14 protein-coding genes and 2 tRNA genes are annotated in these 13,512 nt (G+C 69.0%); 12 read left to right on the plus strand and 4 right to left on the minus strand.

The window, feature by feature from the left end; genetic code table 11:
• Positions 1 to 40: 40 nt before the first annotated feature.
• A complete protein-coding gene (locus EOW66_RS15585; protein ID WP_128157214.1) occupies positions 41 to 1,393 on the minus strand; it encodes an ABC transporter substrate-binding protein in 1,353 nt (450 codons plus the stop codon).
• 302 nt (positions 1,394 to 1,695) lie between these two features.
• On the opposite strand from EOW66_RS15585, the gene EOW66_RS15590 reads away from it, so the two are divergent.
• From EOW66_RS15590 to EOW66_RS15635, 10 genes are all read left to right on the plus strand, one after another.
• Positions 1,696 to 2,739 (plus strand): LacI family DNA-binding transcriptional regulator, encoded by a 1,044-nt coding sequence (locus tag EOW66_RS15590; RefSeq protein ID WP_128157215.1) that lies wholly within the window; start codon positions 1,696 to 1,698, stop codon positions 2,737 to 2,739.
• Positions 2,740 to 2,749: 10 nt separating this feature from the next.
• Complete coding sequence (locus EOW66_RS15595; RefSeq protein WP_128157216.1) at positions 2,750 to 4,072, plus strand: GH1 family beta-glucosidase; 1,323 nt, start codon at positions 2,750 to 2,752, stop codon at positions 4,070 to 4,072.
• A gap of 1 nt (position 4,073) precedes the next feature.
• Entirely contained in the window at positions 4,074 to 5,027 is a 954-nt protein-coding gene (locus EOW66_RS15600; RefSeq protein ID WP_128157217.1) for a glucokinase, read from the plus strand.
• A gap of 119 nt (positions 5,028 to 5,146) precedes the next feature.
• Positions 5,147 to 5,422 (plus strand): STAS domain-containing protein, encoded by a 276-nt coding sequence (locus EOW66_RS15605; RefSeq protein ID WP_128157218.1) that lies wholly within the window; start codon positions 5,147 to 5,149, stop codon positions 5,420 to 5,422.
• Positions 5,419 to 5,784 (plus strand): response regulator, encoded by a 366-nt coding sequence (locus tag EOW66_RS15610; RefSeq protein WP_113898750.1) that lies wholly within the window; start codon positions 5,419 to 5,421, stop codon positions 5,782 to 5,784. Before EOW66_RS15605 ends, EOW66_RS15610 begins: the two co-directional genes overlap by 4 nt.
• An 11-nt stretch (positions 5,785 to 5,795) precedes the next feature.
• Positions 5,796 to 7,952, plus strand: coding sequence for a chemotaxis protein CheA (locus EOW66_RS15615; protein ID WP_128157219.1), 2,157 nt, complete (start codon positions 5,796 to 5,798; stop codon positions 7,950 to 7,952).
• Positions 7,953 to 7,957: 5 nt separating this feature from the next.
• On the plus strand, positions 7,958 to 8,419 hold the full coding sequence (locus EOW66_RS15620) for a chemotaxis protein CheW (RefSeq protein ID WP_239017607.1): 462 nt from the start codon (positions 7,958 to 7,960) through the stop codon (positions 8,417 to 8,419).
• A 1-nt stretch (position 8,420) separates the two neighbouring features.
• The gene (locus EOW66_RS15625) at positions 8,421 to 9,290 is read left to right on the plus strand and encodes a CheR family methyltransferase (protein WP_128157221.1); all 870 of its coding nucleotides are present in this window, start codon (positions 8,421 to 8,423) and stop codon (positions 9,288 to 9,290) included.
• Positions 9,281 to 9,667, plus strand: coding sequence for a response regulator (locus EOW66_RS15630; protein WP_113898754.1), 387 nt, complete (start codon positions 9,281 to 9,283; stop codon positions 9,665 to 9,667). The genes EOW66_RS15625 and EOW66_RS15630 overlap by 10 nt, the downstream gene beginning before the upstream one ends.
• A gap of 2 nt (positions 9,668 to 9,669) precedes the next feature.
• The gene (locus EOW66_RS15635; RefSeq protein WP_164881151.1) at positions 9,670 to 10,077 is read left to right on the plus strand and encodes a hypothetical protein; all 408 of its coding nucleotides are present in this window, start codon (positions 9,670 to 9,672) and stop codon (positions 10,075 to 10,077) included.
• A gap of 92 nt (positions 10,078 to 10,169) precedes the next feature.
• Here the strand turns inward: EOW66_RS15635 and EOW66_RS15640 are convergent.
• Positions 10,170 to 10,244: transfer RNA gene (locus EOW66_RS15640), tRNA-Lys, on the minus strand.
• Positions 10,245 to 10,417: 173 nt separating this feature from the next.
• Positions 10,418 to 10,492 (minus strand) — tRNA-Lys (locus tag EOW66_RS15645).
• 330 nt (positions 10,493 to 10,822) lie between these two features.
• On the opposite strand from EOW66_RS15645, the gene EOW66_RS15650 reads away from it, so the two are divergent.
• Positions 10,823 to 11,185: a diacylglycerol kinase gene (locus tag EOW66_RS15650; RefSeq protein WP_128157223.1), complete on the plus strand. Its 363-nt coding sequence runs from the start codon at positions 10,823 to 10,825 to the stop codon at positions 11,183 to 11,185.
• A gap of 257 nt (positions 11,186 to 11,442) precedes the next feature.
• Complete coding sequence (locus EOW66_RS15655; protein WP_164879958.1) at positions 11,443 to 12,234, plus strand: glycosyltransferase family 25 protein; 792 nt, start codon at positions 11,443 to 11,445, stop codon at positions 12,232 to 12,234.
• Positions 12,235 to 12,265: 31 nt separating this feature from the next.
• Here EOW66_RS15655 and EOW66_RS15660 read toward each other — a convergent pair whose 3' ends face one another.
• A complete protein-coding gene (locus EOW66_RS15660; RefSeq protein ID WP_128157225.1) occupies positions 12,266 to 13,504 on the minus strand; it encodes a pyridoxal phosphate-dependent aminotransferase in 1,239 nt (412 codons plus the stop codon).
• Positions 13,505 to 13,512 lie beyond the last annotated feature (8 nt).

A 13,512-nucleotide genomic window follows, 5' to 3' on the forward strand; every position in this document is an offset into this window, starting at 1 on the left:
AGGGCAAGACCCCGCCGGCACCGCGGCGGGGCCGACGTGCTTACTTCAGCGTGTTCCAGGTCGCCTGGATCGCGCCCGCCACATCCGCGGCCGACTTGCCGCCGACATAGTCGACCATGCCGGTCCAGAACGCCCCCGCGCCGATCGCGCCGGGCATCAGGTCGGAGCCGTCGAAGCGGAAGGTGGTGGCGCCCAAGAGGATGTCGCCCATCTTCTTCAGCGTCGGGTCGCCGTAAAGATCGGTGTTCACCCCCTTGTAGGGCGTGACGAAGCCGGTCTGCGCCATCCAGACCTCATGCGCGATCGGGCTTTCGAGGAAGGTGATGAAGGCGTCGCCCACCGGGTTGTCGCTGAGCTTGGCGAAGACCGTGCCCGCGCCCAGCACCGGCTGGCCCAGATCCTTCTCGGCATAGGCCGGGAAGTAGAAGAAGTCGGCATCCTCGCCGATCACCGTGCCTTCGGGGAAGAAGGAGGGGATGAAGGAGGCCATCTTGTGCATGTAGCACTGCGGCGGCGAGGTGAAGAGCCCCTTCGGGCTGTCGCGGAAGTCGGTCGAGGCGACGGCGCCCGAGCCGCCGGCGACGAAGCTGTCGTTCTTCGCGAACCAGCCGAAATCCTCGATCGCGGCCACCACCTTCGGATCGTCGAACTTCAGCTTGTTCGACACCCAGTCGTCATAGTCCTGCGGCGTGTTGAGGCGCAGCATCAGGTCCTCGACCCAGTCGGTCGCGGGCCAGCCGGTGGCGCCACCCGAGCCGATGCCGATGCACCAGGGCGTGCCGCCGTCCTTGACGATCTGCTCGGTCAGCGCCTTGAGCTCTTCCATCGTCTTCGGGATCTCGTAGCCCGCATCGGCGAAGTTCTCGGGCACATACCAGACCAGCGATTTCACGTCGGCCTTGAACGGGAAGGCATATTGGTGGTGCTGCCCGTCCGGCCCGGCATAGTTGCCATAGGCGGCCCAGCTGTCGCCCGCGGCGTAATTGTCCCGGATCCACTGCCCGGTGCCATCGGCCAGCGGCTTCAGATGGCCCTTCTTCGCCAGATCGGCGGCAAGGCCCGGCTGCGGGAAGACCGCGATGTCGGGCGGGCTGCCGGCCTCGGCGTCGATGACGATCTGCTGCTCGAAACTGTCGGAGCCCGAATATTCCACATCCGCCCCGGTCGCGGCGCGGAAATAGTCGATCACGCTTTCGAACAGGTCACGGTCGGGGCCGAGCCAGGGGCCGAGCACCGTCAGCTTCTTGCCCTTCAGGTCCATCTTCGCCAGCGCGTCATAGCTTGCCCAGTCGAAGCGGCTGTCCTTGCCGGGGGCGAATTTCAGTTCGCCCGCGCCGGCGGCCGAGGCGGCCAGCGCGATCAGCGCCACGCCGAGATAAAGGCTTTTCCTCATGCATTCCTCCCGAAATCCGGGCTTCCGCCCCAGCCGATCAACCTGCCCCCTGCCCCGGTCTGACGACTCGACGCCAAAGCGCTTTGGATGCTGCAAACTCCGGTATCGCGAAATGAAAGTCAACTGAATGAAATGCCGCAATTGCACTGTAATTCCAAGGATTATTGTGCACTTGCAGCATTACGGAGGGACGGCCGCGCATCCGATTGACGCGCCATTCTCCCGGCGCTAACGTGCCGGACATTCAAAGCGGTTTGGATGCCAACGCGCCACCGAGTCACACTTGTCACGGATGCCCGCAGATGAACCTCAAGCAACTCGCCGCGGAACTGGGCCTGTCGCCCACCACTGTCAGCCGCGCGCTGAATGGCTATCCCGAGGTGTCAGAGGCGACGCGGCTGCGCGTGGCCGAGGCGGCGCGCCATTACAACTATCGCCCGAACACCCAGGCCAAGCGCCTGGCCACCGGCCGCGCGATGGCGATCGGCCATATCATCCCGCTCTCGACCCGGCACGAGATCGTCAACCCGGTCTTTGCCGATTTCATCGCCGGCGCCGGCGAGGTCTATGCACGCGCGGGCTATGACATGGTGCTGACCATCGTGCCCGACAGCGACGAGGAGCGCGCCTATCGCGAGGTCCACTCGAAGGGCAATGTCGACGGCATCATCGTGCACGGGCCGAAGGTGCATGACGCACGGCTGCCGCTGCTTGAGGAGCTCGGTCTGCCCTTCGTGGTGCATGGCCGCTCGCTCGGCGCCGACCCCGGCTATTCCTGGGTCGACGTCAACAACACCCGCGCCTTCGAGCGTGCGACGGGCTTCCTGCTTGACCTCGGGCATCGCCGCATCGCGCTGGTGAACGGCATCGAGACGATGGATTTCGCCGCCCGCCGCCGGCATGGGTTCGAGCGCGCGCTGGCCGCGCGCGGGCTTGCGGCCGATCCCGCGCTGATGGTCGCGGGCGAGATGACCGAGGCGCAGGGCCATGACGCGGCGCGCGACATGCTCGATCTGCCCGACCCGCCGACCGCGTTCCTCACCGCCTCGTTCCTCTCCGCGATGGGGGTGCGGCGCGCGCTGTGGGAGCGCGACATGCGGATGGGCCGCGACGTCTCGATTGTCACCCATGACGACGAGCTCGGCTATCTGCGCAACGGCGCCGACGAGCCGATCTTCACCGCCACCCGCTCCTCGGTGCGCGAGGCCGGGCGGCGCTGTGCGGCGATGCTGCTGCGCCGGATCGAGACCGGCGCCGGCGCGCCCGAGAGCGACCTTCTGGAAGCGACGCTGGTCGTCGGCGCCTCGACCGGCCCGGCCCCGCGCCGCTCCGACCTGACCGACTGAAGGACACATGATGCTGCCAGGCCGCAAAGACTTCCCCGAGGGCTTCCTGTTCGGGACCGCCACCTCTTCCTACCAGATCGAGGGGCACCGCTTCGGCGGCGCGGGCCCGACGCATTGGGACAGTTTCGCCGCCACCCCGGGCAATGTCGCGCGCGCTGAAAACGGCGCCGTGGCCTGCGACCATTATCACCGCTGGGCCGAGGATCTCGACCTCGTGGCCGATGCGGGCTTTGACCTCTATCGCTTCTCGACCTCCTGGGCGCGGGTGATGCCCGAAGGCCGCGGCGCGGTGAATGCCGAGGGGCTCGATTTCTACGACCGGCTTGTCGACGGCATGCTCGAGCGCGGCATCAAGCCGGCGCTGACCCTCTATCACTGGGAGATGCCCTCGGCGCTTGCCGATCTGGGCGGCTGGCGCAACCGCGACGTCGCGCAGTGGTTTGCCGAGTTCACCCAGGTGATCGCGCGCCGGCTCGGCGACCGGATCTGGTCCGCCGCGCCGATCAACGAGCCCTGGTGCGTGGGCTGGCTGAGCCATTTTCTGGGCGCCCATGCGCCCGGGCTGCGCGACATCCGCGCGACGGCGCGGGCGATGCATCACGTGCTGCTGGCGCATGGCCAGGCGATCTCGGTGATGCGGGCCGAGGGGATGGGCAATCTCGGCGCGGTGTGCAATTTCGAATATGCGCACCCGGCCGATGCCACCCCCGAGGCCGCAGCTGCCGCGCGCCTCTACGACGCCTATTACAACCGCTTCTTCGTCGAAGGCATGATGCTCGGCCGCTATCCCGACGAGGTGCTCGACGGCTTTGCCCCGCATCTGCCCGAGGGCTGGCAGGACGATTTCGCCACGATCCGCGCGCCGCTCGACTGGTTCGGGCTGAACTACTATACCTGCAAGCGCATCGCCCCCTGCGGCGGCCCCTGGCCGGCGCATCGCGAGGTGGAGGGACCGTTGCCGAAGACCGACATGGGCTGGGAGATCTATCCCGAGGGGCTGCACGCCTTCCTCACCCGTGTCGCGCGCGACTACACCGGCGCGCTGCCGCTTTACGTCACCGAGAACGGCATGGCCGCGCCCGACGCGCTGGCGGATGGCACCTGCGCCGACGCCGGCCGCATCGCCTATTACGCCGAGCACCTCGAGGCCTGCCGCCGCGCCATTGCCGAGGGCGTGCCGCTGGCGGGCTACATGAGCTGGTCGCTGCTCGACAATTACGAATGGGCGCTCGGTTATGACAAGCGCTTCGGCCTCGTCCATGTCGATTTCGAAACCCTGAAACGCAGCCCCAAGGCGTCGTGGCACGCCTGGGCGCGGGCGCTGGAGCACTGAGATGTCCCTGACCCTTCTGGCCGATATCGGCGGCACCAATACCCGCGTCGCCCTGGCGCGCGAGGGCCGGCTTCTGCCCGACACGATCCGCCGCTATCCGAACGACCATCACCCGGCCCTCGGGCCGATCCTTGCGGGCTATCTCGCCGAGGCCGGCGCGGGGCCGGTCGCCGGGGCCTGCGTCGCAGCCGCGGGGCCGGTGCGCGACGGGATCGCGGTGATGACCAATCTCGACTGGCGCATCACCCCCGAGACGGTCGCGACGGCCACCGGCGCCGCGCGCGTCGCGGTGCTGAACGACCTGCAGGCACAGGGCCACGCGCTTGGCACCCTTGCCCCCGGGGCGCTGCGCCAGATCCTGCCCGGCGCCCCCGCCGCAGCCGGCGCAAGCGCCCTGGTGATCGGCATCGGCACCGGCTTCAATGCCGCGCCGGTGCATGAAACGCCCGGCGGACGCCTGGTCGCGGCGTCGGAATGCGGCCATGTCACCTTGCCCGTGCGCAGCGACGAAGACCTGCGCCTGATGCAGTTTCTTGCGGCCGGTCACGGTTTCGCCTCGGTCGAGGATGCGCTGTCCGGGCGCGGCCTCGCGGCGATCCACGCCTTCCTGCGCGCCGAAACCGGGCATGGCGCGCCGCGCGATGCCGCCTCGATCGTGACCGCGGTCGCGACCGGCGACATGCTCGCCCGCGCCACGCTGCGACTCTTCGTGCGGCTGCTTGCCGGCATCGTCGGCGACCTCGCGCTGATTCACCTGCCCTTCGCCGGCATCTACCTGTGCGGCGGTGTCGCCCGCGCCGTCGCGCCCCATCTTGCCGAGACCGGCTTTGCCGCGGCGCTGCACGACAAGGGGCGGTTTTCCGACTTCCTCGCCGCCTTCCCGGTGGCGGTGATCGAGGACGACTATGCCGCGCTTGCCGGCTGCGCGGCCTATCTGCAGGCCCGGCGCGGCTGACCCCGCGACGCCGGGCGGCGTCAAGGCAATCTTAACCGCTCGGCGCTATGCCTCTTTCATGCTGGAATGAAAGGGGAACAGGTGAGCTGCCTTCTGACCATCTTTTCCGTGGGGGGCGCATGACCACTCTTGCGCTCGGCCCCCGGCTCGACCTGCTGCATGCCGGGCATGCCTGCGCCGAGATCCGTGGCTGCGAGGGCCGGGATCTGGTGCTCGACGCCGGCCATGTGACCCACCTCGGCGCTCTCGGGCTGCAGATCCTGGTTGCCGCCGCCCGAAGCTGGCGTGCCGCCGGACTGTCGCTGACCATCGCCCCGCGTTCGGCCGCCTTCGACGACGCCCTCGTCCTCTTCGGCCTGCCGCTCGCCGCATTGCAGTCGGAGGGCGTCGCATGACCCTGACCGTGCTTGCCGTCGACGACAGCCGCACCATCCGCGACATGCTGCGCCTCGCGCTTGGCGAGGCCGGGATCACTCTGCACCTCGCCGAGGATGGGGTGCAGGGGCTCGAAGTGCTGAAGGACATCGAGCCCGACGCGATCATCTCGGACATCAACATGCCGCGCCTCGACGGCTTCGGCTTCATCGAGGCGGTGCGCCGCCAGGACCGCCACCGCGCCACGCCGATCCTGGTGCTGACGACGGAATCGGCGCCCGAGCTGAAGGCCCGCGCCCGCGCCGCCGGCGCCACCGGCTGGATCGTGAAACCCTTCGACCCGCCGAAGCTGGTCAAGGCGCTGCACATGGTCGCGGGCTGAGGGAGGGCGCGATGGCAACCGATCCGATGGCGGAGATCCGGGCAGGATTCTTCGTCGAATGCGAGGAACTTCTGGAAAGCCTGCAGGATTCGCTCGTTCTCCTGCAAGATGGCCGCACCGACAGCGAGACGGTGAACACCGTCTTCCGCGCCGTGCATTCGATCAAGGGCGGTGCCGGGGCCTTCGGGCTCGATGCGCTCGTCGCCTTCGCGCACCGCTACGAGACGGTGCTCGACGCGCTGCGTTCGGGCCAGCTCGAGGCCACGCCCGAGGCGGTGCGCAGCTTCTTCCAGGCCGCCGACCTGCTGCAGGACCATGTCCGCACCGCGCGTGACGGCGCGCCGCCGCCCGAAGGCGCGGAGGAGGTGCTGCGCACGCTCGAAGCGCTGATCGGCGGCGGCGGGGAGACCGCCGAGGAAACCCCCGACTTCCAGCCGATCGCGCTCGATTTTCAGCCGATCGCCCTGTCCTTCGACTTCGATGCCCCCGACGAGCCCGCCGCGCCGGCGCGTTGGGTGATCCGTTTCCGCCCGACCGATGCGCTCTATGCCTCGGGCAACGAGCCGCTGCATCTGCTGCGGGCGCTCGCCGCGCTCGGCTCGGCCGAGGTTGCGTGCGACACCGCCGCGGTGCCGCCGCTCGACGCGCTGCCCCCAGAGGCCGCCCTGCTCGCCTGGCAGATCACGCTTCCGGGCGAGATCGCCGAGGCGGAAATCCGCGAGGTCTTCGATTTCGTCGAGGATGTCTGCGCGCTCGAGATCGCGCGCGAGAGCGGGACGGGTGCGGAACCGCCTGCGGCCGCACCGGCCGGTGCCCCCGTCTGCGCCGCCGAAGCGCCCACAGCGCCACAGGTGCCGCCCGCCCCCGTCGATGCCGCGATCGTTGACGCGCCCCCGCAGCCCGCCCCCACGCCGGCCGCTGCGCCGCCGCGCGAGACCTCCGGGCAGCGCGCGCCGCCGGCCGAGGTCTCGGCCACGGTGCGGGTCGATCTCGACCGCATCGACCGGCTGGTGAACCTGGTGGGCGAGCTGGTGATCAACCAGGCGATGCTGGCGCAAAGCGTGGCCGAGGCCGGGCTGCCGCCGAATTCGGCGGTGATGACCGGGCTCGAGGCCTTCATGATGCTCACCCGCGACCTGCAGGACAGCGTGATGATGATCCGCGCGCAACCGGTCAAGCCGCTGTTCCAGCGCATGGCGCGGATCGTGCGCGAGGCCTCGGCCGCCGTTGGCAAGGAGGTGCGCCTGCATGCCGAGGGCGAGACGACCGAGGTCGACAAGACGGTGATCGAGCGCCTGGCCGAGCCGCTCACCCACATGATCCGCAACGCCGTCGACCATGGGCTCGAGACCCCCGAGCTGCGGCTTGCCGCAGGCAAGCCGGCCGAGGGGGTGATCTCGCTGACCGCGCAGCACCGCTCGGGCCGGATCGTGATCGAGGTCGCCGATGACGGCGCCGGCATCAACCGCCCGAAGGTGCGCGAGATCGCGCTGGCCCGCGGCCTGATCCCGGCCGATGCCGCACTGACCGATGCGGAAATCGACAACCTGTTGTTCCTGCCCGGCTTCTCGACGGCGAGCCAGGTTTCGGCCCTGTCCGGCCGCGGCGTCGGCATGGACGTGGTGCGGCAGGCGATCCAGTCGCTCGGCGGCCGGGTCACGATCCAGTCGGCGCCCGGCGCGGGCACCCGCTTCTCGATCTCGCTGCCGCTGACGCTTGCCGTGCTCGACGGAATGGTGGTCTCGGTCGCCGACGAGACGCTGGTGGTGCCGCTCTCCTCGATCCTCGAGACCGCGACGCTCGCCGCGGGCGACATCCGCGCGCTCGGGCCGCAGACCAACGTGATCCATCTGCGCGGCGCCTTCGTGCCGCTTTACGACCTCGGCGCCGAACTCGGCTACCGCGCGCCGCTGCCGTCCTACGAGGGCGCCGTCGTGCTGCTCACCGCGCAGGAGGACGGCTCGCGCGCCGCACTGATCGTCGATGCGATCCACGAGCAGCGGCAGGTGGTGATCAAGGGCTTGCAGCAGGCCTATGGCCGCATTCCGGGCGTCGCCGCGGCGACGATCCTCGGCAATGGCCGCATCGCCCTCATCCTCGACACCGCCGATCTTGTCCAGACCGCCTCCGGCCGCACCCGGATCAGCCAACTCGCCCTTGCAGGATGACCGCCATGTCCACCCCCGAAAGCCCCTCGGCCGAAGTCGAGCTTCTGTCCTTCCGCCTCGCCGACGAGGAATACAGCGTCGACATCATGTCGGTGCGCGAGATCCGCGGCTGGACCCGCGCGACGCCCTTACCGCATGCCCCGCCGCATGTGCGCGGCGTCATCAACCTGCGCGGCACGGTGCTGCCGGTGGTCGATCTCTCGGTGCGGCTCGGCATGGCGCCGGTGCCGGGCGATTCACGCAACGTGATCATCGTCGTGCAGGTCGGCAGCCAGACCACCGGCCTGCTCGTCAATGCCGTCTCCGACATCCTGTCGCTGCCGCGCAGCGAGCTGCAGCCGCCGCCCGACCTCGTGGCCGACGGCGACCAGAGCTTCATCGAGGCGCTGACCATCGTCGACGGCCGGATGATCCGGGTTCTCGATCTGCGCGCGGTGCTGCCCGATCAGTCGGCCGAGGCGGCCTGAGATGACCAGCTTCCGCCTGATCGCGCCGGATCTTCCGACCGAGACGGACCTGCACGCCATCGCCGACATCCTGCATCGCCGCGCCGGCATCGTGCTCGCGCCGGGCAAGGCGGCGATGGTGCAGTCGCGGCTCGGCAAGCGGTTGCGCCGTCTCGGCATCAGCGACTATCGCAGCTATCTGGCGCTCGTCACCTCCGACAAGGGCGGCGACGAGCTGAGCGCGATGATCTCGGCCCTCACCACCAACGTCACCCATTTCTTCCGCGAGAAGCACCACTTCGAGCTGCTGCGCAGCCACGCCCTGGCGCCGCTGATCGCCCGGGCGCGGGCCGGCGGGCGGGTCCGGATCTGGTCGGCCGGCTCCTCGAACGGCCAGGAGGCGTTCTCGATCGCGATGGTGCTGGCCGAGCTTGCCCCCGATTTCGAGGCGCTCGACATCCGCATCCTCGCGACCGACATCGACCCGCGGATGATCGCCTGCGGGCAGGAGGCGATCTATGACCGGCCCCTGCTCGACACCGTGCCGCCGGCGCTGCGCGAACGCTTCTTCCGCCCGGTGCCCGCGGGCTTTCAGGTGGTCGACAGCCTGCGCCGGATGGTCACCTTCCGCGAGCTGAACCTGCACGCCCCCTGGCCGATGAAGGGGCGCTTCAGCATCATCTTCTGCCGCAACGTGGTCATCTACTTCGATCCGGAGGCGCAGGCGCGGCTCTGGGCCCGGTTCGAGGACCTGCTCGAGCCCGGCGGCTGGATCTTCGTCGGCCATTCGGAACGGATCACCCGCGCCGAGAGCCGGCTCGAGACCGCGGGCCTTACAACCTACAGGCTGCCGGAAGGCCCGGCAGCGAACGGAGAAACGGAATGGCATTGAGAGACCAGCTGCGTGTCCTCGTGGTGGACGACATGTCGACGAGCCGCGGGCTGATCATGCAGGCGCTCGACGGCATGGGGATTCGCCAGGTCGGCCACGCGACCGACGGGCCGGGGGCGCTGCAGACGATCGAGACGGCGCCGGCGCATCTGGTGATCTCGGATTACAACATGCCCGGGATGGACGGGCTGCAGCTGCTGCAGGCGCTGCGGGCCAACGCCCGCACCAAGGGCGTCGGCTTCATCCTGATCACCGGCCGCGCCGACAGCACGGTGATCGACCTCGGCCGCAGATTCGGGATGAACAACTTCCTGAAGAAACCCTTCACGCCTGCCGAGCTGCGCGCCTGCATCGAGGCCGTGGTGGGAAGGCTGTGACCATGCGTCCGTCGGCGGATCCCGGGTTTTCGGTCGCGGGTGCGCTTGCACTCGATTCCCTCGCCGCGCGCATCGCGGCCGAGCTCGACGGGCTCGCGCAGCTTTCGGGCGAGGTGCAGCTCGCCCTTTCGCTGTGCCATTTTGCCGAGCATACCGACCCGGCGGCGATCCGCGGCCTGCAACGGCTCGACCGGATCACCCAGGCTCTCGAGGATCTCGGGCGGCTGATGGCGGCCCTGTCGCGCGAAATCCCGCAGGAGCTGCAGGCCGACTCGCGGCCGCTGCTGTCACAGCTCCGGCTGCAGGGGCTGATCCATGCTCTCGCCCGGCCCGGCCCGGCTGCCGCCGCGCCGCACGCCGCCCCCCCGGCCGACCCCCCGATCGAGGACGGCGACGTGCAGTGGTTCTGAGCTCTACGACGCCCTCCGCCGCACAGCGCTGATCGGCACTCCGCGGCCCCGCGGGGTTGCCTTTCGGCCGTGATTTTCAAGAAAGGGGAGTTTGGTGAACCGGGAGGGTTTCGAACCCTCGACCCGCTGATTAAGAGTCAGCTGCTCTACCACTGAGCTACCGGTCCGGCGCCTTAATCGTTCTTTCCGGCGCGGAACGCAACCCCAAGATTTCGGCCTCGCAATTGCGCCGGCAGGGACTCGTCCGTGCACGCCCCCTGCCCGACCACACGAGCGGCGAAACTCCGGCCCGAAGCCGCACGGCTCCGGCTTTCGGCGATGATTTTCACGAAAGGGGATTTGGTGAACCGGGAGGGTTTCGAACCCTCGACCCGCTGATTAAGAGTCAGCTGCTCTACCACTGAGCTACCGGTCCGACGCCTTAATCGTTCTTTCCGGCGCAGAACGCAACCCCTGAATGACTGTTTCATGCAAGGATTTTCACCGCTTGAAAAACCCCAGGGAAACAAGGGAAATCTCTTTGTTTCGCAAGATGTTCCCCCGCGCACCGAAGGTGCCGAAAAGGACCGTCCGGAGCTCGGCTTCGGGCGAATCAAGTGCCGCGGCGGCCCGCGGCCGGGTCGGCTGCACAGCTCCGGCCTGCCGCTGCGCGCTGCCCCTGCGACACCGTCGCCGCCGGTGCAGAAACTTCTGGCCCGCCCCGGCCGGCGCGCTTACCCTTCGCCCAGAGGATCAGGAGGGGAAAATGCTACGCTTCCTTTCATCCGAGCTCTGGCGGCTTCACAACACCGCTACCTGGTCGTGGAATGGCTGGATCGCCGCTTGGGCCACCGAGAAGTCGCTGCGGCAATGGACCGTGGCGCAGACGGTCTCGGTCACGCTCGCGCTCGTGGTGCACATGAGCAGCGGCGAACGGGCGCTGATCATCGCGCTCGGGTTCCTGGTGCTGGCGGCAGAGCTGGCCAATACCGCGATTGAAACCATCGTGAACCGGATCAGCCCGGAACGCAGCGACATGGCGCGAAAGGCAAAGGACGTGGGCTCGGCAATGGTGATGTTCACCGCGATCTCGGTGGCGTCGGCCTGGCTCGTGGTGCTTGCCGCCTGAGCGCACACGAGGGGACAGGGCGGGCACGCGCAGCGGGGGTGCCCCCGCCCCGTGCCGGTTCGAGGCCGGGCTCCCGGGCGCCAGCCGTTGACATCGGAACCGGCCAAAAATACAGAAACAGTGTATGTTTGCGGTCGCCGGGAACGCCCCTTCCGGGAGCCCTAATGCGGCCCCGCCGCGCCGTTCCGACAACGCCCCAGGACTGTCTTTTTCGGCCCGAGTTCCTTGATTCGAAACTGATTTCAGAAAGACATGCGATGATCTGCCAGTATATCAACCTCGACGAGGCGACGGCGCGGCGCGACTGGATGGAGACCTCCTTCGCCGCGATGGGGCTCAGCGCCAGCCGCATGCGCGCCGTGCGCATCGACGAGATCCCCGATCGCGACCCCGAGGTGAATATCGGCAACCTGATGCGGCGGCCCTGGATCGAGGCGGAAATCGCCTGTTTCCTGAGCCACCGGGAATGCTGGAAGCGCATCGCGGCGGGCGACGAACCGTTCGGCGCCGTCTTCGAAGACGACGTGCATTTCGCCCCGGGCGCTCCCGCCTTCCTGCGCGATGGGTCGTGGATCCCGCCCGGGGTCGAGCTGGTCAAGCTCGAAACGCTGCTGTCGAAGACGCTGCTCTCGAGACAGGCGCTTGCGGCGCAGGACCGGCTCTTGCGCCGGCTCGACGGGCTCCACCTCGGCGCGGCCGCCTATGTGCTGAGCCGCCCGGCAGCGCAACAGCTGCTTGCACGCTCGCGGCAGCTCGATGTTCCGGTCGATCACCTGATCTTCAATCCCGCGCAATATGGTCTGCGCTTCGCGCCCTGGCAGCTCTGCCCGGCGATCTGCATCCAGGACGACCGGCTGACCCCGGATGCCACCCGGCTCGGCTCGCAGATCAGCGAGACCTATCGCGGCCTGACGCCTAGCCCAAAGCCGAAAAGCCTGCTTGGCAAGCTTCACCGCGAGCTGACGCGCCCCCTGAAACAGGCGGCGCGCCTTTTGCAAGACCCCGCGCGCCTCGTGCAGAGACCGCGCCAGATCGTCCCTTTCCGCTGACCGCACGGGGGGCGGCGCCTGCCGGGCGGCCTCAGTGCGGCCGCGTCAGCGTGGCGCAGGCGCGGGTGATGCGTGCGAGCGCCTCGTGCAGCTCGGCCTCGGAGGTGGCGTAGGAGATCCGGAAATAGGGCGAAAGGCCGAAGGCCGCCCCCGGCACCATCGCCACGTCGGCCTCCTCGAGCAGCCAGGCGCAGAAGGCGCGGTCGCTGTCGATGACCCGGCCCGAGGGCGTCACCGCCCCGATCAGCCCGGCGCAGGAGGCGAAGGTGTAGAACGCCCCCTCGGGCACCCGGCAGTCGATCCCCGCGATCGCGTTCAGCCCGGCGACAACCAGATCTCGGCGGCGCCGGAAGCTCTCGGCACGCTCGGCCAGAAGCGCCTGCGGGCCGCTCAGCGCCGCCAGTGCCGCCGCCTGGCTGATCGAGCTCGGACAGGAGGTCGACTGGCTCTGCACCACCGCCATCGCCCGGATCAGCGCCTCGGGCCCGCCGGCATAGCCGATCCGCCAGCCGGTCATCGCATAGGCCTTGGAGACGCCGTTCACCGTCAGGATCCGGTCCTTCAGCCGCGGTTCGAGCGCCGCGGGGGTGACGAAACGGAAGCCGTCATAGGTGATGTGCTCGTACATGTCGTCGACCAGCAGCCACAGCCGCGGGTGGGCGAGCAGCACGTCAAGCAGCGGGCGATAATCGGCCTCGGCATAGGCTGCGCCCGTCGGGTTCGAGGGCGAGTTCAGGATCACCCAGCGGCTGCGCGGGGTGATCGCCGCAGCCAGATCCCCGGGCGTCAGCCGGAACCCCTGCGCACCGTCGCAGGGCACCGCCACCGGCACCCCGCCGGCGATCCGCACGATGTCGAAATACGAGGTCCAGCACGGCGTCGGGACAATCACCTCGTCGCCCGGGTTCAGGCTCGCCATCAGCGAGTTGAACAGGATCTGCTTCGCGCCCGCGGCGACGGTGATCGCGCCGACCGGATAGTCGACACCGTTCTCGCGGCGGAACTTCTCGGCGATCGCCGCCTTCAGCTCGGGCGTGCCGTCAAGCGCGGTGTATTTCGTCCGCCCCTCGGCCATCGCCTGCGCCGCACCGGCCTTGACGTGTTCGGGCGTGTCGAAATCGGGCTCGCCCGCGCCGAGGATGATCGTCGGCCGGCCCGCGCGTTTCATCGCCGCGGCCCGCGCCCCGATCTGCAGGATCTCGGACACGCCGAGCGCGGCGATCCGATCGGCCGGGACGAACCCGGCCGTTTCAGGCATGTGCACGGTCATCTCTGGCC

Origin of the sequence: Paenirhodobacter huangdaonensis, assembly GCF_004022465.1 — a bacterium.
Taxonomy (GTDB): domain Bacteria; phylum Pseudomonadota; class Alphaproteobacteria; order Rhodobacterales; family Rhodobacteraceae; genus Rhodobacter; species Rhodobacter huangdaonensis.